Source organism: Anaerotaenia torta (assembly GCF_050433395.1).
Lineage (GTDB): Bacteria > Bacillota > Clostridia > Lachnospirales > Lachnospiraceae > Mobilitalea > Mobilitalea torta.
The window spans coordinates 44,039-67,852 of record NZ_JBNPXH010000017.1 but is presented as its reverse complement, the minus strand read 5'-3'; the positions used below and the strand labels follow the sequence as shown (position 1 = coordinate 67,852).

Below are 23,814 nucleotides of genomic sequence, written 5' to 3'. Positions count from 1 at the left end.
AAGCTATCATAACACTATGAAAAGGGTTAATCAAGTGGCAGGCGTTTGGAAATGGCGGTGAGGGGCAAAGCATCATTTATCCTATTAAGGGGTAAAAAAGCTGCAAGTTTCCCTGATGTAAGAGAATGTTTGGATGTTTTCAACAAAGAAAAGGGAAAAAGTAGGAATAATCTCACAAAAGAAAACACTTTTAATTCTGAATTATCTAGTGTATAATATCGGTAGATGTCAAATAGGATAATCTTTGGATAATTCCATCAATGTAAGTATTTCTATCTCACTTCTGTAACTAATTCCGTAAGAGAATCCAATCTAAGAGAAAAGGAGCTGCAATATGAAGAATCAGTATGAAACAATGACTCTTGCTAATCTGCGGGAGCTGGCAAAGGAAAAGGGGCTAAAGAATATCTCCACTCTGAAGAAAGGTGAGCTCGTTGAGGTACTGGCAAGAGCGTCTTCGGAAGAGGCGGTTCCTGTTGAAAAGACAGAACCGGAAAAGGCAGAGGTAAAAATAGAAGAACCTAAGGCAGCAAGAACGAGAGCAGCCGGAGCCAGAGCGGAAGAACAAAGAGCAACAGGGACGAGAGCGGCCAGGACGAATGAGGCGGATCAGAGAATAACAGAAACAGGGGCAGCAGGAGCAAGTGCTGCAGATCAAGGAACAACAGAGACGAGAGCGGCTGGATCAAATACCGCAGATCAGAGAATAACCGGAACAAGAACAACCAGACCGGGAGCGGCAGATCAGAGAGCAGCAGAGACAAGAACAGCCAGACCGGGAGCGGCAGATCCGAGAGCAGCAGAGACAAGAACAGCCAGACCGGGAGCGGCAGATCAGAGGACAGCAGAGGCAAGAGCAGCCAGACCGGGAACGACAGATCAGAGGACAGCAGAAGCAAGAACAGCCAGACCGGGAACGACAGATCAGAGGACAGCAGAAGCAAGAACAGCCAGACCGGGAACGGCAGATCAGAGGACAGCAGAAGCAAGAACAGTCAGACCGGGAGTGACAGAGCAAAGGGCAGCAGAAGCAAGAACTGTCAGGCAGGGAGCAATGGAACAGAGAGCCGCCGAGATGAGAGCTGTTCAGGGAATGCCGGAGGTAAAAGCGGAAGACACAGTAGCTATGGAGCACCGAGCCGCAGAGGCAGGTGGGGCAGAGATGAGAACCGCAGAGCCTGGAGCAGAGCAGAATTCCCCTATGGGAAGAGAGGAGAGACGGCCTGCCAACCCCAATGAAATGGATCAGCTGGACAGCGGTGAGACCAAGGTAGGAATTCTTGAGGTCCTGCCGGATGGGTATGGCTTTATCCGCTGCGACAACTATCTCCCGGGAGAGAATGATGTCTATGTGTCTCCTGCGCAGATCCGAAGATTTAATCTGAAAACCGGTGATATTATTGCAGGCAATACCAAGATCCGCAGCCAGAATGAGAAGTTCGGTGCCTTGCTGTATGTTAAGAGCATCAATGGCTTCCATCCTGCCGAGGCTCAGAAGCGGAAGCGTTTTGAGGACCTGATACCGGTCTTCCCCAATGAGAGGATTCATCTGGAGACTCCGGGAGCGGGTGTATCTATGAGAATGGTGGATCTGATTTCCCCCATCGGTAAGGGCCAGAGGGGTATGATCGTATCCCAGCCGAAGACAGGTAAGACAACCCTGATGAAGCAGATCGCGAAGGCGGTTACCCGCAATCATCCTGAGATGAAGCTGATTATACTGCTGATCGACGAACGTCCGGAGGAAGTGACGGATATCAAGGAATCCATTGAAGGAAAGAATGTGGAAGTCATCTATTCTACCTTTGACGAGCTTCCGGAAAACCATAAGCGGGTATCCGAAATGGTAATTGAGAGAGCCAAACGTCTTGTAGAGCATAAACAGGATGTTATTATATTGCTGGACAGCATCACCCGTTTGGCAAGAGCCTATAATCTTACAGTCCAGCCCAGCGGAAGGACCCTGTCCGGCGGCCTTGATCCGGCAGCCCTTCACATGCCGAAGAAATTCTTCGGTGCGGCCCGTAATATGCGTGAGGGAGGAAGCCTGACGATTCTGGCAACCGCCCTGGTGGATACCGGAAGCAGGATGGACGATGTAGTATTTGAGGAATTTAAGGGAACCGGCAATATGGAGCTGGTACTTGACCGCAGCCTGTCGGAGAAGCGGATCTTTCCTGCCATTGATCTTCCGCGGTCCAGCACCAGAAGAGAGGATCTTTTGCTTACCCAGTCGGAGCTGGAAGCCACCTTCTTAATGAGGAAGGCTCTGGGCGGCATGAAATCGGAAGAGGCCCTGGAACGGATCATTGATATGTTCCTCCGCACCAAGACGAATTTTGAATTTATTGAGATGATCAAAAAGACTAAAATCGTCTTTTAGGTATTGCGCTTCCTAAAAACCTATGCTATAATTAGTAAGCTGTTTATTAGATTGGAAGTATTTAGTGCCAATAGATAAAACGATTCGAGTTAAAGAGGTGAGAACATGAAAGAAGGAATCCATCCCAAATATCATCAGGCTAAAGTTGTTTGCAACTGCGGTAACGAATTTGTAACAGGATCAACCAAGAGCGATATCCATGTGGAGATCTGCTCCAAATGCCATTCATTCTACACAGGACAGGTGAAGGCTGCGGCGGCTCGTGGTGCAATCGATAAGTTCAACCGTAGGTATGGTTTAAACCAGGATAAATAATAACAGATAACTTCTGTTCATAACAACTTGTACCATAAATATTTGTTAAAAATTGGGTTGAGGTATACTTCCTCAGCCTATTTTTAAATACTTTAACAAAATTTCAGTCCAAAGTACGATTTTAGAGAAAGGTTCGGGTGCCAGAATGAAACCATCAGGAATTGGGGGCATGGCGGTAATGGAAGGCGTGATGATGAAGAACAAGGACATCTACGCCGTTGCAGTACGCAAGCCGGATAATGAAATTGCAGTAGAGACGAAATCCCATAAGGATTTTTCTGATAAAGTAAAGCTTTTTAAATTGCCGATATTCCGGGGAATGCTGGCATTTGTAGATTCTCTGGTGATCGGTATGAAGGTTCTGAACTATTCCGCCAGTTTTTTTGACGACGAAGAGGACACCAGGGCCCCTAAGAAGACGAAGGAGACAGTCGGGCCGGAAGAGGATTTTATCGTAGAAGAGGTGGAGACAAGCCATCCTTCCTCTCATGTTAAGCCGGAGACGGCAGGCAGCAGGAGCAAGAAGGAGGATAAATCCAATGTTTTGCTTATGGCGGCGGCGGTTCTTCTTTCCATCGTTCTGAGTGTGGCATTGTTCATGGTGCTTCCGGTGATTTTAACTAATTTCTTTTCCCGTTTCATCAGCAGCCGTTATCTGATTTTGTTCCTTGAGGGTGTGGTACGTCTCGGGATTTTTATCGGCTATGTGTTTCTGGCTTCCAGAATGAAAGAAATAAAAAGAGTGTTCATGTACCACGGGGCGGAGCATAAGACAATTAACTGCCTTGAGAATGGTTTGGAGCTGACGGTGGAGAACGTCAGATGGCAGACAAAACGGCATAAACGCTGCGGAACCAGCTTCATGCTGCTGGTAATTTTGATCAGCCTTATATTTTTCCTGTTTGTACCCATCAGCAATCTGATATGGAAGATTGTCAGCCGTATTCTTATGGTTCCGTTTATTGCAGGGGTATCTTATGAATTTATTCGCCTGGCGGGTAAGAGTGACAGTAAGGCGGTTCATATTCTGAGTCAGCCCGGTTTGTGGATGCAGGCGCTTACAACAAAGGAGCCGGACGATTCTATGATTGAGGTGGCGATCCAGTCGGTCAGTGCGGTATACGATTGGAGGGCCTTTTTAGAGTCCTCTGCTTCCGGGAAGAAGAAATCGGGAAAGAAGGCGGCGTCTGTCCGTCATGCAGCAGGACAGGGAAGTTCCCAAGAGAAGAGCGGCAAGGTAAGTACTGCTAAAACAGACAGCGTGAATCAAAAAGAGCTTAGAAGGGGCAATGCAGAGAAAAATAGCACAAAGCAGAGCAACGGAAAGCAGAATGGCGTAAAGCAGAGCAGTGAAAAGCAAAATAATGAAAAGCAAAATAATGAAAAGCAGAGTAATGTAAAGCAGAATAGTATAAAACAGAATAGTATAAAGCAGAACGATATGCAGCGGATAGACGAAAAGCCTGGCAGCATAAAACAGAGTGGCGTAAAACAGGGTAATGCGGGACAGAAGGATGCAAAGGCCGAGAGCATCAGAAGCAATACGGCCCAGGAAAGTCTGTTTGATGTGAAGCCTCAGGCCGGAGGACTGGCTTACACAGGGAAGGTGAAAGAGGACAGCTCTGCGGCTCCTCAAGGTTCCCGAAGCATTTCCAATCGCAATAAGGGAATAGCGCCCGTAACTCTGAAGCCTGATATTTCAAGGCTGGAGGACGAGGATGATGATATTTTAAAAGCACTTGACCGTTTTTTTGATGATAAGAAAGAGGCTTAGGAAATAGGGTTGTGAGGGATTGGAATGAGCACGTATAAACAGTTACTTCAGACCGGACGGGAACTGCTGAAACAGCAGGGAATAGCAGATGCCGATGTGGATGCATGGTATCTGCTTGCCCATGTCTGCGGGATAAATCGTACGGATCTGCTGCTCAGGGGGGATACATCGGTAGAGCAGCCTTTGGAGGATCGGTACCTGGAGCTGGCCCGGCAGCGGGAGAGGCATATTCCCCTGCAGCATATCACGGGAGTCCAGGAATTCATGGGTCTGGAATTCGAGGTAAACGGAAATGTTCTCGTTCCGAGGCAGGATACGGAAGTTTTGACGGAGGAGGTTTTAAAGGTATGCAAAGATCGTTCTATTCTGGATATGTGTACCGGATCCGGGTGCATCATTATTAGCCTTGCCAAATTGGGCAGCCCGAAGCTGGCAGTCGGAGCGGATCTATCCGAGGAAGCTCTTGCGGTGGCGGCCAGGAATATAAAAAGACATGGAGCAGAGGTAAAGCTGGTACAAAGCAACCTTTTTGAGAAGATAGCAGAAAGCCCGGGATTGCCGGTAACGTATGATATCCTGGTATCCAATCCCCCTTATATACCTTCCGGAGAGATTCGGGAGCTGATGCCGGAGGTCAGGGATCATGAACCCAGAATGGCCTTGGACGGAGGCGGGGATGGGCTGTTGTTTTATCGCAGAATCAGTGAAGCCGCGAAGCGCCATCTGAACCGGGAAGGCTACCTGTTTTATGAAATCGGGTATGATCAGGGAGAGGCGGTAAGGCAGATTCTGCAGCGGGAAGGCTTTGCCGATATTGAGATAAAAAAAGATCTCAGCGGACTTGACCGGGTGGTATCCGCAAGAAGATGGTAATAGATATGGAGGAATTGTTGTTATGTTTGATAAACTGGAAGATCTTCTAATTCGTTTTCAGGAGCTGGAGGATGAGATGATGAGTCCTGATGTCCTGAACGATCAGAATAATTACAGGAAGATTCGTAAGGAGCATGCCGATCTGAGCGAAATTGTTGAGAAGTATAAGGAATATAAGGCGGTTCAGAACAGCATGGAGGAGAGTCTTGCAATCCTGGATGAGGAGAGTGACGAAGAGCTGCGCGAGCTTGCCAAAGAGGAATTAAACGAATGCAAGCAGCGTATCCCGAAAATTGAGGAAGAGCTGAAGATATTACTGCTTCCCAAGGACCCCAATGATGAGAAAAACGTTATCGTAGAAATCAGAGGCGGAGCAGGCGGGGATGAGGCGGCCTTATTTGCGGCTGAGCTATACCGGATGTATGTAATGTATGCGGAGCGGTTCCGCTGGAAGATTGATGTCATGAATATAAATGAGAACGGGATTGGCGGCTTCAAGGAAGTTATATTCATGATTAACGGAAAGGGAGCATACTCAAAGCTGAAATACGAAAGCGGTGTCCATCGGGTGCAGCGTGTTCCCGTAACGGAATCCGGCGGCCGGATTCACACCTCCACCTCTACGGTAGCCATTATGCCGGAAGCGGAAGAGGTGGATGTGGAGCTGGATCTGAATGACTGTAAATTTGATGTTTTCCGCGCCTCCGGCAATGGGGGACAGTGTGTTAATACCACGGATTCAGCGGTTCGTCTGACCCATATTCCCACAGGAATCGTGATCTCCTGCCAGGATGAAAAGTCCCAGCTAAAGAACAAGGATAAGGCTATCCGTGTATTGCGGGCGAAGCTGTATGATCTGGAGCTGGAGAAATCCCGTAGTGCGGAAGCGGAGGCCAGGAAGAGCCAGGTAGGTACCGGAGACCGATCGGAGAAAATCAGAACCTATAATTTTCCCCAGGGCCGTGTAACAGACCATAGAATTAATCTGACCATATATCAGATTGACAAGGTGATGGACGGCGACCTGGATATGCTGATTGATAGTCTGATTGCAGCAGATCAGGCCGCGAAGCTGGCTAATCTCAACGAACATTAATAGTTGGTTTTTGAAAAAGGGAGCGAAGTCTGGAAGACGGAGCTCCTTCGGTCTATTCCGCAAGCAGACCCTTTATTGTAATAAGGGAGGAGGAATGCAATGATTAGCAGTATGAGCAATGCCCAGGTAAAGAAGCTGACCCTGCTTCAGAAAAAGGCCAGGGAAAGAGAAGAACAGGGAGTATATGTGATAGAAGGCATAAAAATGTTTGAGGAAGCAAGGGAAGCCGGGCTTCTTTGCAAGGCATATGCCTCCGAGCACTTTTATCTGGAGAAGGGGAAGGAACAGCCGGAGTATTTTGACGGCCTGGAATGTGAGGTGTTGACGGATTCCGTGTTCAAAGAAGTCTCTGAGACGAAAACACCTCAGGGGATTATGGGACTGGTGAGGATCGTCCGGCATTCCCCGGAGAAGCTGCTCCGGGATCGGAATGCCTGTCTGATGTTGTTGGAAGATATCCGGGATCCGGGGAATCTGGGAACCATAATAAGAACAGCAGAGGGAGCAGGGATAAGCGGGATTATTCTCAGTGCATCCTCGGTGGATCTATACAATCCCAAGGTGATTCGGGCTACCATGGGCTCCGTTTACCGGGTTCCTATCTGTCAGGCAGAAGACTTTTACGATATGCTGCAGATGGTGAAGGATCAGGGAATAGAGATCTATGCCGCGCATCTTCAAGGCATTCCCTATGATACGGAAGGAAGCTTTTGCAGGAAATGTGCCTTTTTGATCGGTAATGAGGCGAACGGCCTGTCTGACCGGGCTTCCTCCTACGCCGGAACGCTGATAAGGATTCCCATGGGAGGCAGAGTAGAATCCCTGAATGCGGCGGTTGCCGCGGCCATTCTCATGTATGAGGCAGCCAGACAGAGAGGGTTTAAGATGCAGTAAATATTAAAGTATTATTAGAAAACCAGAAAGCCTATTGTGGAATATTTCAAAAGCTAGTAAACTATAGTATATAAATATATAAGAAAGGGGGCATTCCATTGACGAATTCAATTCTATGGCTGATTATTCTGGCATTATTAATTATCGTTGAGATTGTGACATTGGGACTGACCACGATCTGGTTTGCAGGCGGGGCATTGGTTGCATTTATCGTATCCCTGTTCTATGATAACCTGATGGTGGAGCTAATCCTCTTTATTGCTGTTTCCATGGTGCTGTTGTATTTTACAAGGCCGCTGGTACTAAAGTACTTTAACCCCAAGAGAATTAAGACGAATTATGAGGGGCTTATCGGCAAGGAGGCGATGGTAACAGCCACGATTGACAATATGAATGCAATGGGTCAGGCAATTGTAAATGGGCAGGAATGGTCCGCCAAATCTTTGGACGGAAGTATCATTGAAAAGGGTACCAGGGTGGTAATAAACAGTATCACAGGAGTTAAGCTGGTAGTAAGTGTAATTCGGCAGGAGAGCCGAACGGATGACAATAGGTAGCATGATGGCGCCATTGTTACATTGCCGGTAACTCTTGATATTAAAAAATAAGGAGGATTCATAAAATGAATTTAGGGCAGGTTCTTGTTATTATTTTGGCAATACTGATACTGTTAATCGTAGCTTCCTGTATCAAGATTGTTCCCCAGGCCAATGCCTATATTTTAGAGCGGCTGGGAGGCTATCAGGCGACCTGGGATGTAGGTCTTCATCTCAAGATGCCGCTGATTGATAAGATTTCCAGAAAGGTGCTGCTGAAGGAGCAGGTAGCGGATTTTGCTCCCCAGCCGGTTATCACGAAGGACAATGTAACAATGAAGATTGATACGGTAGTATTCTTCCAAATCACCGACCCGAAGCTGTTTACTTACGGTGTGGAGCATCCACTGATGGCCATTGAGAATTTGACGGCTACCACCCTTCGTAATATCATCGGTGACCTGGAGCTGGATGAGACCCTGACCTCCAGGGAAATCATCAATACCAAGATGAGGGTGACCCTGGATGTGGCAACCGACCCTTGGGGCATCAAGGTAAACCGGGTTGAATTAAAGAATATTGTCCCTCCGGCGGCAATTCAGGACGCCATGGAGAAGCAGATGAAGGCGGAACGGGAACGAAGAGAAGCGATCCTGATTGCCGAGGGTCAGAAGAAGTCGGCGATTCTGGTGGCAGAAGGTAAGAAGGAATCGGCAATTCTGGAGGCAGAGGGCGAGAAGAGTTCCGCTATTCTCCGGGCGGAAGCGAAGAAGGAAGCGACGATCCGGGAGGCCGAAGGTCAGGCAGAGGCTACGGTTACCGTGCAGAAGGCCATGGCAGAGGGATTGCGTTTTCTCAATGAAGCTGCTCCCAGCAATGCGGTAATACAGTTGAAGAGTCTGGAGGCATTTGCTAAGGCGGCGGACGGTAAGGCGACAAAGATTATTATTCCTTCCGAAATCCAGGGATTGGCCGGTATGGTCAAAGCATTGACCGAGGTTGGCAAAGAGGATGGCAGTAACTAGCCTTGCTTCAGCAGAGAATAGATATAAAACGAATGCGGTGACCGGATTCCGACCATAACTAATGGACAGAATATTCCGGTTATGGCATTCGTTTGATTTTATGGAAATATCAGCGGCAGAATAAAAGAATAGTAAGAAAAATGTAAGAAATTTAGTTGTTTTTTATCTTGATTCTGTCAGAGTGATGAAGTATAATGGCGCAGACATCATACTTGTACGGATCGAATGTATGTTTTGCGCTTGTGTTAGAGATTTAGGGAGGCTTTATGAAAAAGTTAAAAGAAATTCTGGCATCACCGTATCTTATTGCACTCCTGTTTGTGGGGAAGATGGCGGTATATTATTCACTGATCAGGGTTCATCGGATGGAAATCGTTATGATTGCTTTCAGCCTGATTGTGTGGGCAGTAATCTTTTTAGGCTTTGGCAGATGCGGTCTGAAGAGGAAGAGGGGGATCTTCCTGATCGTTTATTTTCTGCTGAGTCTGCTGATGTTTGCAGACACCATGTACTATAATTATTATAATCAGACGGTATCCATTAAGCAGCTATGGCAGGCAAAGAGTGTGACGGCGGTTCCCAAGAGCTTTATTGCGACCATCATACCCTCCAGCTTTTTGCTGTTTTTGGATATCCCATTTGCATATCACAGCTTTCAAAAATACGCATCGAGGGATATTTTGAAAAAAATTTATTCCTGGCGTAAGCTGAAATATCTGGTCTATGTTCTGACGGCAGTGATGATTACTCTGTGTGTAAACCCCTTCCGTTCTGCTGCAATTGAACGGGTGAACAGTATGGAGTTTTTTACAAGCCATGTGACCGATATCTATGAGACGATTTCTGATCATCTGGGGCCGGAGAAGATGCAGCAGGAGGAGATTCTGGAGGTATTGGACCAGGTGGTGCCGGAGCCTGAGGCTCCCCGCTACCGAGGAATCGGTGAGGGCAAGAATCTAATTGTTATCCAGTTGGAGGCAGTGCAGGATTTTGTCATAGGAGCGAAGTATCAGGGACAGGAGATCACTCCTAATCTGAACCGCCTGGCGGAAAGAGATACCTTATATTTTGACCATTACTATACCAATGTCGGTAAGGGGAATACGGCGGATGCGGAATTTACCAGTATGAACAGCCTGTATCCGGTGGCGGACGGGGAGAGCTATCGCTTATATGAAGCCAATACCTTTCATGGACTGCCCTGGCTGCTGCGCGAGAAGGGCTATTATGCATTTGCCGTTCATGGCTTTGAAGGCAGCTTCTGGAACCGTGAGAATGCTTATCCTTACCAGGGCTTCCAGGACTTTTACAGCATGGAGGACTTAAACCAGGATGAGATGATTGGCATGGGTATCTCGGATAAGTCTATGTTCGGGCAGCTGGTACCGATACTTCGGCAGCAGACTTCCAGATTCTTTACCTTTGCCATTACCCTGTCGAATCACCATCCCTTTGATATTGATGAGCAGTATCGTACGCTGACCTTGGCGGAAGAGGACGAGAACACCAAGTTCGGGGACTATCTGCAGTCCGTGCATTATACGGATGAGGCTATCGGTCAGCTGATTGCGGATCTGAAAGAGGCCGGACTGTACGAGGACACGATAATTGCCTTATACGGAGACCATCATGGTCTGAATTGCGGAATGGATGAGGTTACGGCGCAGATGAATGCTTTCCTTGGCCGTACCTATGATTATGATGAGATGCTTAATGTACCTCTGATTATACACGTGCCCGGCAGCGGAGTGCGGGAGACCATCCATACGACAGGCGGTCAGGTGGATTTCATGCCGACAATGGCCAATATTATGGGACTGTCCCTGGATGATACCTTCATTGTAGGACAGGATCTGTCCAATGCCAAAGAGGGCTTTGTTGCTTTCACCAGCTATCTTCTTGAAGGGTCCTTTGCCACCAATGATATTATATTTGAGATTTCCAGGGGAGGGATTTTCGAAGGAAGCCGTGCCTGGAAAATCGGCACCAATGAGGAGGTTGATGCGTCCCTCTACCGGGAGCAGTACGAGAGGGCTATCCTGCTCAAGACCACTTCGAAGGAGATATTGGGGCAGAATTTAATGGCCAACTTTATTACCAATGAGGTGACGGAAACAGAAGATGAGGCACCGGAGGCTGTGAAGGAAGAGGAGTAATTCTGCTTCTGTGAATAAAGATGAAGATAAGAGCTTGTATTCAAGGCCCGGGCAGGGTGTTGGATGCAGGCTCTCATATTTTTCTTGACAAATCATGAAACTTGGAATAATGTATAAATAAACATTTAAAAGTATAAATATAAGGAGGATCATATGAATTTAAAAGGACGGAGCTTACTCACATTAAAGGATTTTACACCGGAGGAGATCGAATACCTCATTGATCTGGCGGGAGAATTAAAGGAGCAGAAGAAGCAGGGAATTACGGGAGATCGCTTGAAGGGTAAGAACATTGCCCTGATTTTTGAGAAGCCCTCCACAAGAACCCGCTGTGCTTTTACGGTGGGCTGTGTGGATGAAGGAGGCCATCCGGAATATTTGGGCAAGTCAGATATCCAGCTGGGCCATAAGGAGAGTGTGGAGGATACCGCCAGGGTTCTTGGCAGGATGTTTGACGGAATTGAATTTCGGGGCTTTCAGCAGGAGACTGTGGAAAAGCTGGCAAAGTACAGCGGCGTTCCCGTGTGGAACGGCCTTACGGATGAAGACCATCCCACACAAATTCTTGCGGACTTCTTGACTTTGAAAGAGCAGTTTGGTAAGCTAAAAGGGTTAAAGCTGGTGTATGTCGGTGACGGACGCAACAATATGGCCAACAGCCTTATGATCGGTTCTTCCAAGCTGGGAATTGATTTTACCATATTATCTCCGAAGGAGCTGTGGCCGGAAGAAGCGTTAACCGCTGTCTGCCAGGAATATGCCAAGGTCTCCGGCAGCAGGATCGATATATCGGACCAGCTCACTGCGGTGGAGGGAGCAGACGCAATCTATACCGATGTCTGGTGCTCCATGGGCGAAGAAGACAAGGCAGCTGAGCGGGTTGCTCTTTTGAGGCCTTATCAGGTAAATGATGAATTGTTCAGCCTGACAGGGAAGAAGGATACCATATTCCTGCACTGTCTGCCGGCAGTAAAGGGGAATGAGGTGACCGCAGAGCTGTTTGAGCGGTTTGCCGAGGTGGTATTTGATGAGGCGGAGAACCGTATGCATACCATTAAGGCGGTTATGGTGGCTACATTAGGAAATAGATAAACTGAGGTGAAAAGTGTGGGCAAGCTGAAGGCGCAATGGAAGAGATTCATGTCAAAAGACAATGCATCCAACCGGATGGATTTGTTTAATACGCTGGCGGGAATCGCTTTGATTGTTTCACTGGTTCTGGTGTTCTATAACCCAAGCAACCGTTATGCCATTCTCTCCATCTGTCTGTTCGGCGGTCTGGTTAATATTTTAAACGGATTAAAGAATTGGAAGAATCCGAAACGAAAGACGATGGGGATGACTTTCTTTATGATGGGAATCATTGTGATCGTGTTAGGATTTATTATTATGGACATGCTATAAAAGCTTAACAGGGAAGGAAGACGGATATGGAGCAAGAGCAGGCTGTGCTATGTGCCAGCAGCGCCTATGAGAAGAAATTCTGGTTTAATCATGAGTTTGATGCCCTGCCGGAGCAGATCAAGCAGGAGCTGAAGATAATGTGCGTATTGTTTACGGAGGAAATCGGCGGAATACTATCGCTGGAGTTTGAAGAGGACGGTACGCTGATGATGCGGGTGGATTCCCGGGAGGATGATTTCTTTTATGATGAAATCGGCAGCGCACTGAAGATGAAACAGCTTCAGAGGGACAAGGAGGAGCTGCTGGAGGCTTTAGAATTGTATTACAAGGTGTTTTTTCTTGGGGAAAATGCCTCGGAGCTTTTATAACACAGCACAAAGTCAGCGCCGTATACCGGCGTCTGGTACGATGGTTTTACGGAGGGGTTAAATATGTTATTAGTGATTGATGTTGGAAATACCAATATAACCTTAGGGGTATTTGAAGAAATGAATTTGAAGGCCAGCTTCCGCCTGACCACCAGTACAATCCGCACCTCGGATGAATATGGCCTGGTGCTGTATGATCTGCTGAAGGCAAAGCAGATCCAGATGGAAGAGATTACGGCAGTTGCCATTGCCAGCGTGGTGCCGAAGCTGATGCACTCCCTTACCTCCGGGATTATTAAGTACCTGGGCCTAACCCCCCTGATCGTGGGAATCGGAACCAAGACCGGCATTAAGATCGGAGCGGTAAATCCCAAGGAGGTGGGGGCTGACCGTGTGGTGGATGCGGTGGCTGCTTATGAGATCTATGGCGGACCGGTCCTGGTCATTGATTTCGGAACGGCCATTACCTATGATCTGATTACAGAGGATGGAACCTTTATTGCTGCGGTAACCAGCCCTGGCCTACGCCTCTGTGCTGACGCATTGTGGAACGGAACAGCCAGGCTTCCGGAGATCGAGATTGCCATGCCGGATACTATCCTGGCGAAGGATACGGTGACCAGCATGCAGGCGGGTCTGGTTTTCGGCTGCATCGGTCAGACGGAGTATATTATTAAAAGGATGCTGAAGGAAGCAGGAATTGAGAAATGCAGGGTGGTTGCAACCGGAGGTCTGGGAAAGATCATATCCGAGGCGACGGATGCCATTGAGATATATGATCCCAATCTGACGCTTAAGGGATTGAAGATCATCAATGATAAAAATAAAGCACGCTAGGTTTTGCTTGTATGCTGCGGTTTGGCCTGCTTTGCCGGACGGCCTGCAGCCGCTATATATCTGCGCGCCTGGATGTTGGTTCAGGAGCAGCAGGAAGGAAGATATTGGTATGAGCATATGCTGAATGCCAATATCTTTATTTATCGTATTGGTTATTAGGATGAATGACAGGAAGGACATGGAGATTTCATGAGTTTGCAGATAGGTAACGTGAAGCTGAAGGGAATATTGTGCCTGGGGCCCATGGCAGGAGTGACAGACCTGCCTTTTCGCATATTATGCAAGGAACAGGGAGCGGATCTTGTATATACGGAAATGATCAGTGCCAAGGGGGTTCAGTATAATAATAAGAATACGGAAAGCCTTCTCCAGATAGCGGAGGAGGAACGTCCGGCGGCCCTTCAGCTCTTCGGGGAGGATCCCGGCATACTGAGAGAGACAGCCAGAAGGCTGGAGCACCGTAATTTTGATATTCTGGACATTAATATGGGCTGCCCGGTTCCCAAGGTGGTCAACAACGGAGAGGGTTCCGCCCTTATGAAGAAGCCGGAACGGATCGGCGAGATTGTCCGCGAGGTGGTCAGGGGCTATAGCAAGCCGGTAACCGTAAAGATACGCAAGGGCTTCAATGAAGAGAGCGTTAATGCGGTGGAGGTGGCAAAGATAGCCCAGGAGAATGGCGCGGCGGCAATTGCCGTACATGCCAGAACCAGGGAGCAGTACTACAGCGGCAAGGCGGACTGGGAGATTATACGTCAGGTGAAGGAAGCGGTGTCAATCCCCGTTATTGGAAGCGGAGATATTTTTACTCCCCAGGATGCCGGGAATATGCTTCGGCAGACAGGCTGCGACGGACTCATGATGGCAAGGGGAACCCGGGGGAATCCCTGGCTGTTTGCTGAGATAAAGGCTTACCTGGAACAGGGTATCCTGCTCCCCAGACCTGAGTTTCGAGAGGTCAGGGAGATGATTCTTCGCCACGCGGCCATGTCGGTGGATTATAAGGGAGAATTCACCGGAATTCGGGAGATGCGCAAGCATGTGGCCTGGTATACCACAGGTTATCCCGGTTCTGCCAGACTGCGAAGCCGGGTCAATGAAATTGAAACCATGGACGATCTTCAGCGGTTGCTGGAGGAATACGAAAAAAATAACCAAACAGAGGAACCTGCCGGGAATTAACTTATATAATAGTAACAAATCTTCGGATTTCTGAGAAAAAGTGTTGATTTTTTTGAAAATTAGTATATAGTATATTTACAGCGAAGACAAATGTATGTCGTACGAGAACAAAGGGAGGAAGTATAGAATGGGCAAATTAAGAGTAGGTATCCTTGGAGGAACCGGTATGGTGGGACAGCGGTTTATTTCCCTGTTGGAGAACCATCCCTGGTTTGAGGTGGTTACGGTGGCAGCCAGCCCCAGAAGTGCAGGGAAGACTTACGAGGAGGCAGTGGGCGGACGCTGGAAGATGCAGACTCCGATGCCGGAGAGCGTAAAGAAGTTAATTGTAATGGATGTAAATGATGTTGAAAAAGTGAGTGCCGGTGTTGATTTTGTCTTCAGTGCGGTAGATATGACCAAGGAAGAGATCAAAGCCATAGAGGAAGCTTATGCCAGGGCAGAGGTTCCGGTGGTATCCAATAACAGCGCCCATCGATGGACTCCCGATGTTCCCATGGTAGTTCCGGAGATCAATCCGGAGCATCTGGATGTGATTGCCGCACAAAAGAAGAGACTGGGAACCGAGAGAGGCTTTATTGTCGTGAAGCCTAACTGCTCCATTCAGAGCTACACGCCTGCCCTTCATGCCCTGCGCCAGTACGGGCCGAAGCTGGTAGTGGCTACTACCTACCAGGCAATTTCAGGAGCAGGCAAGAACTTTGCTGATTGGCCGGAGATGGTGGACAATGTAATTCCCTATATCGGCGGAGAAGAAGAGAAGAGCGAGCAGGAGCCGCTGCGTATATGGGGTAAGGTAGCGGACGGACAGATCGTGAAGGCGGATGGCCCTGTGATCACCACCCAATGCATCCGTGTTCCGGTAACGGACGGACATACAGCCGCGGTATTTGTGAATTTTGAAAAGAAGCCGGAGAAGGAAGAGATACTCAAGGCTTGGGCGGAATACAGGGGACTTCCCCAGGAGCTGGAGCTGCCCAGCGCCCCGAAGCAGTTTATCAAATATTTTGAAGAAGATAACCGTCCCCAGGCAAAGCTGGACCGGGACTATGAGAACGGCATGGGAGTCTGCTGCGGAAGACTTCGGGAAGATTCGGTTTTTGATTATAAGTTTGTGGGCTTGTCTCATAACACAGTCCGCGGTGCCGCCGGCGGTGCGGTTCTCACTGCGGAGTTGCTAAAAGCGCTGGGACATATCACAGCAAAATAAAAGGGAAAACCCAATGAGCATGAAGATAAGAAAATTGTATCTGTATGGTCAGCGGGAGTGAGCATTCATGAGCGAAGTGCCGCAGCATAAATATTTGTGTTTATGTTGCGGCATTTCGTATATATGCTACTAATAACTGAATGATGCAACAAAATAATATTCCTTAAAATCATCGGTCTTTACATAAACTATAGTATTTGTTACGATGCAATACTCTCCGAAAGGAAGTGCTCCATACAAATAATGTCCAATCATAATCCATTGTTTTAGCATCACTGTCTCCTATAGGATATCCTTCGTCAGCAACGATATATTTTCGGGAATCAGAGGAAGGGTATATCACTTTTCCACTTTTCGCTAGTTGTTTATTTTATCGATTGCTGTAGCAATTTTTATATGATAAAATTATAGTAAAGTTATTAGGGAACATGTCTGAAACTTAGACATATTTCTCAAATAAGGAGGTAATATTATGAAGAAAATTATGGATCTGTTTAAAGGAGCAGTAACAATTTTGCTCATATTGTCCCTTATTAATATACCAATGCAAGTGGCGAGAGCTGGGGATAATGTGGATGTAATAGGTAATGAGTATGGTGAAATGTTCTATACCCATGAAACAGAAGAGTATAAGGCAAATCCTACTGACAGTTTATTGATTTATAAAGCCTTATTATATTTTGGAGATTCTACCGATATGGTTTCTGTAACAGGTAGTTATGTATTTGATAAAAAAGGTAATGTGGATGAAAGTTCATGTGCTGAAAATGTGGTAATACCAGAGACTGTGACATGGAATGGAAAAACTTATAAGGTAGTAGCTACTAATGAAACTTTCAAAGGCAAACGAATGTTAAAAAAGGTGAGTTTACCAAATAGTATTATAAAGATTAGAACAGCAACATTTTCAATGACAGGAATTTTTGAAATTTATATTCCTAAGAATGTTACACTAATTTATGACACAGCTTTTTTATGTTGTACTGAACTAAAAAAGATTGCTGTTAGTGAAGAAAATTTGCACTTTAAAACTGATTCAAAAGCACTTTATTCCAAAGATGGAAAAGACTTGTTATTTACTATCAATTTGAACCGCAAGACCATAACTATACAAGAAGGTGTAGAAAATGTGTACTCTTGTGCATTAAGTACTAATATGTATTTTGAAGGTACTCATGAATATGGTGATTATGTTGAAAAAGTTATATTTCCTTCAACAATTAAACTTATTGGTTCTGGAGCCCTTCCAATTTCTACAAAAATTGTAGAATTTAAAGGGAAAACTCTTCCAAAAGTAGGATGTGATTTATCTTATGCTATAATTAAAGTTCCAAAGGGTTACGAGAAAATATACAAAAAACTCTCCCATTCAGCCGGAAAACTTGAATCTTCTCAAGTTATATCATCAATAAAAAATCTTTCGGCAAATGAAAAGGTTATTAATGCTTTAGTAGCTAAAGAAGATTTCAAGGCAATTAAACCTACCGATCTTACAAATAAACAGTGGAAGGAAATGAAAAACTTAGCAGAAAAATTGACAAAGGATTGCAAAACACAAGAGGATAAAGCACTAGCTATTTATAGATGGGGAATGGAAAATATAGTACTTAATGAAGATCTATTTAAATATGGTTTTGGTAATCCTAAATATGCTAGTGATTATGGGCGTCTTTAAGTACAGAATTGGAACATTCAATGGTATCGCAAACTTTATGATGACTATGTTAACAGCTGTTGATATAGAATGCTATAAAATCATGTATACTAAAGATGAAAAGCGATCTCAAGAATACATGATTAATATTGCAATAGTTGATAATAAAGCAATAATTATGGATTTGGCCGCTGAATCAATTTGTAGTCCTATTATGAAAGATAAAGATCTAAAACTAGATTTAGATATCAAAAAATTTGAATATTACGATATATCTCTTGACGTTGCATCATTAGATAAAAAATTTTTAAACTAGTTTAAAATTATGATAAACAACATACCAGCAAATTGCGGTTCTATAATAAATGCTGGTTCAGAGTCAATAGTTGGGTTGTATAATTCTAAAAATTGTTAGAACTGAAAGAATAGGAATGAATTTTAATTTGGATCTTTATCAAGTAATGGAGCGGGATTCTATGAATGATATTATTTGTAACAACATAATATCACGCCACTTTTTATTAGTTGTTTAATATTGATTTTGTAAAAATTTTTATATAATAAAATTATAGCGAAGTTATTAGTTGAAGAGTCTGAAACTTGGACATTATCCAAATAAGGAGATTATATTATGAAAAAAATTATGGGGCGGCTCAAAGGAATAGTAGCGATTTTACTTGTATTATCCCTTATTAATATACCAATGCAAGTGGCGAGGGCTGGGGATGATATAGATGTAATTGGTAATGAGTACGGTGAATCTTTTGACAAGGATGGACTAACTTACAGACCTTTACTTGATTTCGGTGACCCTACCGATATGGCTGTAGTAAATGGTAGTTATAGCATCGATAAAAAAGGTAAAATTGACAGAGAATCTTGTGATGAAGAAGTAAGCGTACCTGCAACAATAACATATGAAGGAAAAACCTATAAGGTAGTGGCCATTGATTGGGCCTTCGAAGGCAAAAAGATGTTAAAAAAAGTAATACTGTCTGATAACATTATAAAAATTAGATGGAATGCTTTTGCTTATTCTGGTATAGTAGAAATCTATATTTCTAAAAATGTAAGTGTTATTTATGATAATGCATTTGCATACTGTGAATTCTTAGAAAAAATCACTGTGGACATTTTTAATCCTTACTTTAAAACTAGTGAAGAAGGTAAAATTCTTTATACAAAGGATGGAAAGGAACTAATAATTGCACTTGTATCAAGTAATTCTTTTGTTGTAGAAGAAGGTGTTGAAATTATTCGTGCTTCTGCATTTTCATGTAATTATTTTTCCATTAACTCTATAAGCAATGGCTATTATATCTCTAAACTTACACTGCCACAAACCATTAAGCGCCTATCTTCTATCCCAAAAACTTTAGACATAATAGAATTTAAAAGTAAGAATCCTCCTATAATTGATTGTGTAGTTTTATCAAATCCGGTTGTGGTTCCAAAAGGTTCTGAAAAAGCTTATAGTAAAATATCATACAACTTACAAGACATTTTACCATCTATTGTAAGCTCTGTTAAGACATTAAAGTACAATGAAGATTTCATTAATAAAATTTCACAAAAAGACTTTAATAACAGTTTAAAAAGAACTGTTTCAAAAGATGTAAAAAAAGTCGCACAATCCATAATGAAAATGTACAAGACAGATAAAGAGCGTTACATAGCTATACACCGTTATATAGTAGAAAACTTAACTGAAGATCCATCCATGTACCTTTATGGCTATGGTGATTCTAAATATTCGACTGCATCAAAAGTTTTAAAATACAAAATATTTACAATAGAAGGTGTTGAAGATTTAAGAGCACAATTACTCATAGCATGCAATATAAAGAACTTAGTTATTCCATATTCTAAAGATGGACGTACGGATAAACAATATTTATTAAATATTGCTATTATCGATGGTAAACGTGTACTTTCAGATGTAACTTTTGAAAATGCTTGTTTAAGTTCATTCAAGGATAAGAAACAGAATCTTGACTTAAGTTATATAAACGTCTATAAAGGTTGTTTTGTAACTCCAGAGTTTATAACTTTAATGAATTATAAACTAGGCAAGTAAGAATATAAATTTTCTTGCCACAAGAGGGGCAGAAACGGCTTTTGCAGTGAAAAGCAACATATTTAAGGTCACCATAAAGAGGGCAGCCCCAGAAGACGCCGTCATAGGAAGGGTCTCCGCAATGGATCATCTTATCAACATTTTCAAGAACGGAAGACCTGGGATGAAGTTGGTAGAGGATATGTTCATAATAATCGGAAAAAATCTCTTGAAGTATGTTCATAGGAGTATTTTACAATAGAGTAGCACAAAAAGAAAGCCCCTTCCCCTCATGATTGAGGGGTCAGGGGAGTTGAGAGTGCCGAAGGCACTTCGTTAGCTCTTTATACTGATGTGTCCATCATTTCCTATAGAAAAACCGATTACTCATTAAAAAGCATACGCAGAAATTCTGCCGCATTATCCTTATGCTCCGCATTGGCCACGATTCCCAGGAGATATGGCTCGGGACTGACGGAATTCTCCGAGAAGAGCTTTGTGCTGGTCAGATAGATGCCGTAGACACTCTGCCGGTCGGGCTCTGCTTCCGTGTCGGACTGGAACATGTATTCCGCCAGGCTGGCATAGAGATCCGTAGGTATACGGTCTGTCAATTTGTCCATATAACCGCTGTAAGTGAGAGACTTAAAGCGGGACTCCGGAGCAATGATTACATCTATCTCACGTGCGGCAACACGTGCGGCAAACACCTGCTGCATATTCATCGCATATTCGCCGTCGCTGCTCAGGTAGAAGGAGGAATTCAACTGTATCTCCTGAAGTTCGGGATTCAGATCCAGATATTCTTCAAACTGGGCCCGGTACTGTTCCCACACTTCATCGCTGACGGGGCTGTCTATGATTGCCGCCTGGAAGAGGGTCTCGATATCGGGTGTCACAATCTCATAGATAATATAGGCTATCAGTGCGATGGCGGCAATAGCAGCCAGGGCATGGATACGGTAATATTCCCATAGATATGCCAGCTTTTCCTGATTGGACATATCTTTTAGTTTTTGCTTCTCTGTTAGTTCTTGCCTCTGCTGATAGATTACCGCGTCATCAGCAAGTCTGGTTTCCTTCGGCATGTTTAAAACCTCGCTTTATATCATACTGGTTCCTGTGTCATATAGTCTATCATATTTACAAGGATAAAAAAAGAAATTAATTATAAAATATCTCTTAAAAATGAGGTTGGTTATAACAAATCAGCCGACGGCAGGGAGCACCATGCCCTCCTCCCTGCCGCCGGCTGATCTGTTACGGTTTTTGTTGAAATGGGGGCGGAGGTATAATATAATGTGGGAGGAGAGTATAAGCTGCAATGCAAAATAGTTATAAGGAGGTATTATCTATGCAATTTGGATATTTTGACGATTCCAGGAAGGAGTACGTAATCACCACACCCACGACTCCCTATCCATGGATCAATTACCTGGGCTCTCAGGAGTTTTTCTCCCTGATCTCGAATACGGCGGGGGGCTACAGCTTCTATAAGGATGCCAAGCTCAGAAGAATAACCCGTTACCGGTATAATAATGTGCCCCTGGATCTTGGAGGCGGACGCTATTATTATATCAATGACGGGGGTGACGTGTGGTCACCGGGATGGGCTCCGGTGAAAAAGGAGCTGGATCATTATGAATGCAGGCATGGTATGGGGTACACCAGGATTACCGGCGCGCGGGGAGGCGTGGAAACAGAGGTAACCTTTTTTGTTCCCATGGATACCAATGCGGAGGTTCATAAGGTGACGATCCGGAACACCTCGGATCAAAGGAAGCAGGTGAAGCTGTTCTCCTTCCTCGAGTGGTGTTTGTGGAATGCCCAGGATGATATGACCAATTTCCAGAGGAATTATAATACAGGTGAGGTAGAGATCAAGGGTTCTGTAATCTACCACAAGACGGAATACAAGGAGAGAAGGAATCACTATGCCTTTTTCTCTGTCAATGCTCCCATTGCCGGTTTTGATTCTGACCGTGAGAGCTTTCTGGGAACCTATGAGGGCTTTGAGCGCCCGCAGGCAGTGTTGGCGGGGAAGAGCGGTAATTCCGTTGCCGACGGCTGGCATCCCATCGCCTCCCATTGCCTGGAGGTGAATCTGGAGCCGGGTGAGAGCAGGGATTATGTATTTGTATTAGGATATATCGAGAATGCTTTTGAAGAGAAGTTTGAATACAACCTTACTGGTGATGTGACTGGCAAGAATGTAATCAATAAGAAAAAGGCGGAAGAGATGATTGCCAGATTTTCTGATGCTGAGGCGGTGGACAGGGCGCTGGAAGAGCTTGGCGCGTACTGGGATCAGCTGTTATCCAGATATAAGGTCATTTCCTCCGATGAGAAGCTGAACCGCCAGGTAAATATATGGAGCCAGTATCAGTGCATGGTCACCTTCAATCTATCCAGAAGCGCCTCCTATTTTGAATCCGGTATTGGACGGGGAATGGGCTTCCGGGATTCCAACCAGGATATCCTGGGCTTTGTGCATCAGATTCCGGACCGTGCAAGGGAAAGAATTATTGATCTGGCCTCCACCCAGCTTCCGGACGGCGGCGCCTACCATCAGTATCAGCCCTTAACCAAGAAGGGAAATGATGAGATCGGAGGCAATTTCAACGACGATCCGCTATGGCTGGTGCTTGCGGTTACCTCCTACATAAAGGAAACCGGTGATTTCTCCATCCTGGAGGTTATGACTCCCTTTGATAATGATGAGACCACCAGCACGCCTCTGGCTGACCATCTGAAGCGTTCCATGGATCATGTGCTGAACAATCTGGGACCCCACGGACTTCCGCTGATCGGAAGGGCGGACTGGAATGACTGCCTTAACCTGAATTGCTTCTCCACTGAACCGGGAGAATCTTTCCAGACCACTACCAGCAAGGACGGCAAGGTTGCCGAATCGGTGATGATTGCCGGTATGTTCTGTTATATTGGCGATGAATACGCGGCTTTGATGAAGAAGACCGGCAATGAGGCGGAGGCGGAGCGCATACAGAAGGAAACCGGAAAGATGCGCGAGGTTATCATGAAGGATGGCTGGGATGGCTCCTGGTTTATCCGCGCCTATGATGATTTTGGAAGAAAGGTCGGCAGCGAAGAGAATGAAGAAGGCAAGATCTTTATTGAATCCCAGGGCTTATGCATTATGGGTAATTGCGGTATGGAGGACGGCAGAGCTATTCAGGCACTGGACGCGGTGGAGGAACGGCTCGGAACGAAGTATGGCCTGGTTCTTCAGAATCCTGCCTATACAAAATATTATGTGGAATACGGCGAAATCTCTACTTATCCGGCGGGTTATAAGGAGAATGCCGGGATCTTCTGCCACAACAACGCCTGGATTATGATTGCGGAGGCACTGGTGGGCAGAGGGGATAAGGCCTTTGATTATTACACCCGGATTGCTCCGGCCTATACGGAGGAATATTCGGAGATCCATCGTATGGAGCCCTATGTATATTCTCAGATGGTGGCCGGCAAGGATGCAAAGCGCCATGGTGAGGCGAAGAACTCCTGGCTGACGGGAACGGCATCCTGGAACTTCGTGGCAATCTCCCAGGCGATTCTGGGAATTAAGCCGGATTATGACGGCTTGCAGATAGATCCTTCCATCCCCGGAGCATGGGATGAGTATAGGGTAATCCGTGAATTCCGGGGGAGACAATATCATATCACAGTGAAGAACCCGAATCATGTATCAAAGGGTGTGGTTAAAATGACAGTGGATGGCAAGGAAGTGAAAGGGAATCTTATTCCGTTGGAAAATGCAGCGTCCCTTGCAGGAAATAAAACGATTCATGAGGTAGAGGTTGTACTTGGCTGATCAGGGCATTTGGGATTCTGATGGAGTTCTGATACGCCGTTGGAGCTTGTAATACCGATTTTGATATTGAAATCGGAACAAGAGGTCGTTGTAAAATGGATTTTTTGAATCCCATTGTACAGCGGCCTTTTTTTGTTTCTTTTCGCTCATGCAAATGCGGGTTATATAAAAAAAGAAAGGGAGATACTATGGAGGTGAGAAAAATATATTATAAAT

At 45.3% G+C, this 23,814-nt stretch carries 21 protein-coding genes and 1 pseudogene; 20 read left to right on the top strand and 2 right to left on the bottom strand.

Going from position 1 to position 23,814, the window contains the following annotated elements; genetic code table 11:
- The first annotated feature begins 45 nt into the window (after nucleotides 1-45).
- The 19 genes from HNQ56_RS22345 (at nucleotide 46) to HNQ56_RS22255 (ending at nucleotide 19,784) form a co-directional block, all read left to right on the top strand.
- Nucleotides 46-216 (top strand): hypothetical protein, encoded by a 171-nt coding sequence (locus HNQ56_RS22345; protein WP_429150571.1) that lies wholly within the window; start codon nucleotides 46-48, stop codon nucleotides 214-216.
- 118 nt (nucleotides 217-334) lie between these two features.
- Nucleotides 335-2,383 (top strand): transcription termination factor Rho, encoded by a 2,049-nt coding sequence (gene rho / locus HNQ56_RS22340; protein ID WP_429150569.1) that lies wholly within the window; start codon nucleotides 335-337, stop codon nucleotides 2,381-2,383.
- Between the two features lie 105 nt (nucleotides 2,384-2,488).
- The gene (rpmE, locus tag HNQ56_RS22335; protein WP_429150568.1) at nucleotides 2,489-2,698 is read left to right on the top strand and encodes a 50S ribosomal protein L31; all 210 of its coding nucleotides are present in this window, start codon (nucleotides 2,489-2,491) and stop codon (nucleotides 2,696-2,698) included.
- 145 nt (nucleotides 2,699-2,843) lie between these two features.
- Nucleotides 2,844-4,472, top strand: a complete 1,629-nt coding sequence (locus HNQ56_RS22330) for a DUF1385 domain-containing protein (protein ID WP_429150567.1) — start codon at nucleotides 2,844-2,846, stop codon at nucleotides 4,470-4,472.
- 24 nt (nucleotides 4,473-4,496) lie between these two features.
- A complete protein-coding gene (gene prmC / locus HNQ56_RS22325; protein ID WP_429150566.1) occupies nucleotides 4,497-5,345 on the top strand; it encodes a peptide chain release factor N(5)-glutamine methyltransferase in 849 nt (282 codons plus the stop codon).
- A 22-nt stretch (nucleotides 5,346-5,367) separates the two neighbouring features.
- Nucleotides 5,368-6,441, top strand: coding sequence for a peptide chain release factor 1 (prfA, locus tag HNQ56_RS22320; protein ID WP_429150564.1), 1,074 nt, complete (start codon nucleotides 5,368-5,370; stop codon nucleotides 6,439-6,441).
- A 99-nt stretch (nucleotides 6,442-6,540) separates the two neighbouring features.
- Nucleotides 6,541-7,335: a TrmH family RNA methyltransferase gene (locus HNQ56_RS22315; RefSeq protein WP_429150562.1), complete on the top strand. Its 795-nt coding sequence runs from the start codon at nucleotides 6,541-6,543 to the stop codon at nucleotides 7,333-7,335.
- Nucleotides 7,336-7,433: 98 nt separating this feature from the next.
- Complete coding sequence (locus HNQ56_RS22310; RefSeq protein ID WP_429150561.1) at nucleotides 7,434-7,892, top strand: NfeD family protein; 459 nt, start codon at nucleotides 7,434-7,436, stop codon at nucleotides 7,890-7,892.
- Nucleotides 7,893-7,957: 65 nt separating this feature from the next.
- A complete protein-coding gene (locus tag HNQ56_RS22305) occupies nucleotides 7,958-8,896 on the top strand; it encodes an SPFH domain-containing protein (RefSeq protein ID WP_429150559.1) in 939 nt (312 codons plus the stop codon).
- A gap of 266 nt (nucleotides 8,897-9,162) precedes the next feature.
- The gene (locus tag HNQ56_RS22300) at nucleotides 9,163-11,052 is read left to right on the top strand and encodes an LTA synthase family protein (RefSeq protein WP_429150557.1); all 1,890 of its coding nucleotides are present in this window, start codon (nucleotides 9,163-9,165) and stop codon (nucleotides 11,050-11,052) included.
- 153 nt (nucleotides 11,053-11,205) lie between these two features.
- Entirely contained in the window at nucleotides 11,206-12,144 is a 939-nt protein-coding gene (argF, locus tag HNQ56_RS22295) for an ornithine carbamoyltransferase (protein ID WP_429150556.1), read from the top strand.
- Between the two features lie 48 nt (nucleotides 12,145-12,192).
- A complete protein-coding gene (locus HNQ56_RS22290) occupies nucleotides 12,193-12,456 on the top strand; it encodes a DUF6637 family protein (RefSeq protein WP_429150555.1) in 264 nt (87 codons plus the stop codon).
- A 26-nt stretch (nucleotides 12,457-12,482) separates the two neighbouring features.
- Entirely contained in the window at nucleotides 12,483-12,824 is a 342-nt protein-coding gene (locus tag HNQ56_RS22285; protein ID WP_429150554.1) for a DUF6145 family protein, read from the top strand.
- Nucleotides 12,825-12,887: 63 nt separating this feature from the next.
- The gene (locus HNQ56_RS22280) at nucleotides 12,888-13,661 is read left to right on the top strand and encodes a type III pantothenate kinase (protein WP_429150553.1); all 774 of its coding nucleotides are present in this window, start codon (nucleotides 12,888-12,890) and stop codon (nucleotides 13,659-13,661) included.
- Nucleotides 13,662-13,850: 189 nt separating this feature from the next.
- Nucleotides 13,851-14,843: a tRNA dihydrouridine synthase DusB gene (gene dusB / locus HNQ56_RS22275; protein WP_429150551.1), complete on the top strand. Its 993-nt coding sequence runs from the start codon at nucleotides 13,851-13,853 to the stop codon at nucleotides 14,841-14,843.
- 127 nt (nucleotides 14,844-14,970) lie between these two features.
- Nucleotides 14,971-16,053 carry an aspartate-semialdehyde dehydrogenase gene (gene asd, locus HNQ56_RS22270; protein WP_429150550.1) on the top strand — a complete coding sequence of 361 codons (1,083 nt, stop codon included), beginning with the start codon at nucleotides 14,971-14,973 and terminating at the stop codon, nucleotides 16,051-16,053.
- Nucleotides 16,054-16,525: 472 nt separating this feature from the next.
- Entirely contained in the window at nucleotides 16,526-17,728 is a 1,203-nt protein-coding gene (locus HNQ56_RS22265; RefSeq protein WP_429150548.1) for a leucine-rich repeat protein, read from the top strand.
- 37 nt (nucleotides 17,729-17,765) lie between these two features.
- Complete coding sequence (locus tag HNQ56_RS22260) at nucleotides 17,766-18,023, top strand: hypothetical protein (RefSeq protein WP_429150546.1); 258 nt, start codon at nucleotides 17,766-17,768, stop codon at nucleotides 18,021-18,023.
- A 315-nt stretch (nucleotides 18,024-18,338) separates the two neighbouring features.
- Nucleotides 18,339-19,784, top strand: coding sequence for a leucine-rich repeat protein (locus tag HNQ56_RS22255; protein WP_429150545.1), 1,446 nt, complete (start codon nucleotides 18,339-18,341; stop codon nucleotides 19,782-19,784).
- Nucleotides 19,785-19,794: 10 nt separating this feature from the next.
- Here HNQ56_RS22255 and HNQ56_RS22250 read toward each other — a convergent pair.
- Nucleotides 19,795-20,007: pseudogene (locus HNQ56_RS22250) on the bottom strand (transposase zinc-binding domain-containing protein); the annotation flags it as partial.
- Nucleotides 20,008-20,146: 139 nt separating this feature from the next.
- Nucleotides 20,147-20,851 carry a hypothetical protein gene (locus HNQ56_RS22245; protein WP_429150544.1) on the bottom strand — a complete coding sequence of 235 codons (705 nt, stop codon included), beginning with the start codon at nucleotides 20,849-20,851 and terminating at the stop codon, nucleotides 20,147-20,149.
- Nucleotides 20,852-21,117: 266 nt separating this feature from the next.
- On the opposite strand from HNQ56_RS22245, the gene HNQ56_RS22240 reads away from it, so the two are divergent.
- Entirely contained in the window at nucleotides 21,118-23,598 is a 2,481-nt protein-coding gene (locus tag HNQ56_RS22240; RefSeq protein ID WP_429150542.1) for a glycoside hydrolase family 94 protein, read from the top strand.
- Nucleotides 23,599-23,814: the final 216 nt, after the last annotated feature.

What these genes read in the sequence shown, in the direction of transcription:
- asd (WP_429150550.1), top strand. Translation starts at nt 14,971, where the DNA reads ATGGGCAAATTAAGAGTAGGTATCCTTGGAGGAACCGGTATGGTGGGA.
- rpmE (WP_429150568.1), top strand. Translation starts at nt 2,489, where the DNA reads ATGAAAGAAGGAATCCATCCCAAATATCATCAGGCTAAAGTTGTTTGC.
- HNQ56_RS22255 (WP_429150545.1), top strand. Translation starts at nt 18,339, where the DNA reads ATGAAAAAAATTATGGGGCGGCTCAAAGGAATAGTAGCGATTTTACTT.
- rho (WP_429150569.1), top strand. Translation starts at nt 335, where the DNA reads ATGAAGAATCAGTATGAAACAATGACTCTTGCTAATCTGCGGGAGCTG.
- HNQ56_RS22240 (WP_429150542.1), top strand. Translation starts at nt 21,118, where the DNA reads ATGCAATTTGGATATTTTGACGATTCCAGGAAGGAGTACGTAATCACC.
- HNQ56_RS22305 (WP_429150559.1), top strand. Translation starts at nt 7,958, where the DNA reads ATGAATTTAGGGCAGGTTCTTGTTATTATTTTGGCAATACTGATACTG.
- HNQ56_RS22260 (WP_429150546.1), top strand. Translation starts at nt 17,766, where the DNA reads ATGATGACTATGTTAACAGCTGTTGATATAGAATGCTATAAAATCATG.
- HNQ56_RS22300 (WP_429150557.1), top strand. Translation starts at nt 9,163, where the DNA reads ATGAAAAAGTTAAAAGAAATTCTGGCATCACCGTATCTTATTGCACTC.
- HNQ56_RS22290 (WP_429150555.1), top strand. Translation starts at nt 12,193, where the DNA reads ATGTCAAAAGACAATGCATCCAACCGGATGGATTTGTTTAATACGCTG.
- HNQ56_RS22245 (WP_429150544.1), bottom strand. Translation starts at nt 20,851, where the DNA reads ATGCCGAAGGAAACCAGACTTGCTGATGACGCGGTAATCTATCAGCAG.
- HNQ56_RS22315 (WP_429150562.1), top strand. Translation starts at nt 6,541, where the DNA reads ATGATTAGCAGTATGAGCAATGCCCAGGTAAAGAAGCTGACCCTGCTT.
- HNQ56_RS22280 (WP_429150553.1), top strand. Translation starts at nt 12,888, where the DNA reads ATGTTATTAGTGATTGATGTTGGAAATACCAATATAACCTTAGGGGTA.
- HNQ56_RS22330 (WP_429150567.1), top strand. Translation starts at nt 2,844, where the DNA reads ATGAAACCATCAGGAATTGGGGGCATGGCGGTAATGGAAGGCGTGATG.
- dusB (WP_429150551.1), top strand. Translation starts at nt 13,851, where the DNA reads ATGAGTTTGCAGATAGGTAACGTGAAGCTGAAGGGAATATTGTGCCTG.
- prfA (WP_429150564.1), top strand. Translation starts at nt 5,368, where the DNA reads ATGTTTGATAAACTGGAAGATCTTCTAATTCGTTTTCAGGAGCTGGAG.
- argF (WP_429150556.1), top strand. Translation starts at nt 11,206, where the DNA reads ATGAATTTAAAAGGACGGAGCTTACTCACATTAAAGGATTTTACACCG.
- prmC (WP_429150566.1), top strand. Translation starts at nt 4,497, where the DNA reads ATGAGCACGTATAAACAGTTACTTCAGACCGGACGGGAACTGCTGAAA.
- HNQ56_RS22285 (WP_429150554.1), top strand. Translation starts at nt 12,483, where the DNA reads ATGGAGCAAGAGCAGGCTGTGCTATGTGCCAGCAGCGCCTATGAGAAG.
- HNQ56_RS22265 (WP_429150548.1), top strand. Translation starts at nt 16,526, where the DNA reads ATGAAGAAAATTATGGATCTGTTTAAAGGAGCAGTAACAATTTTGCTC.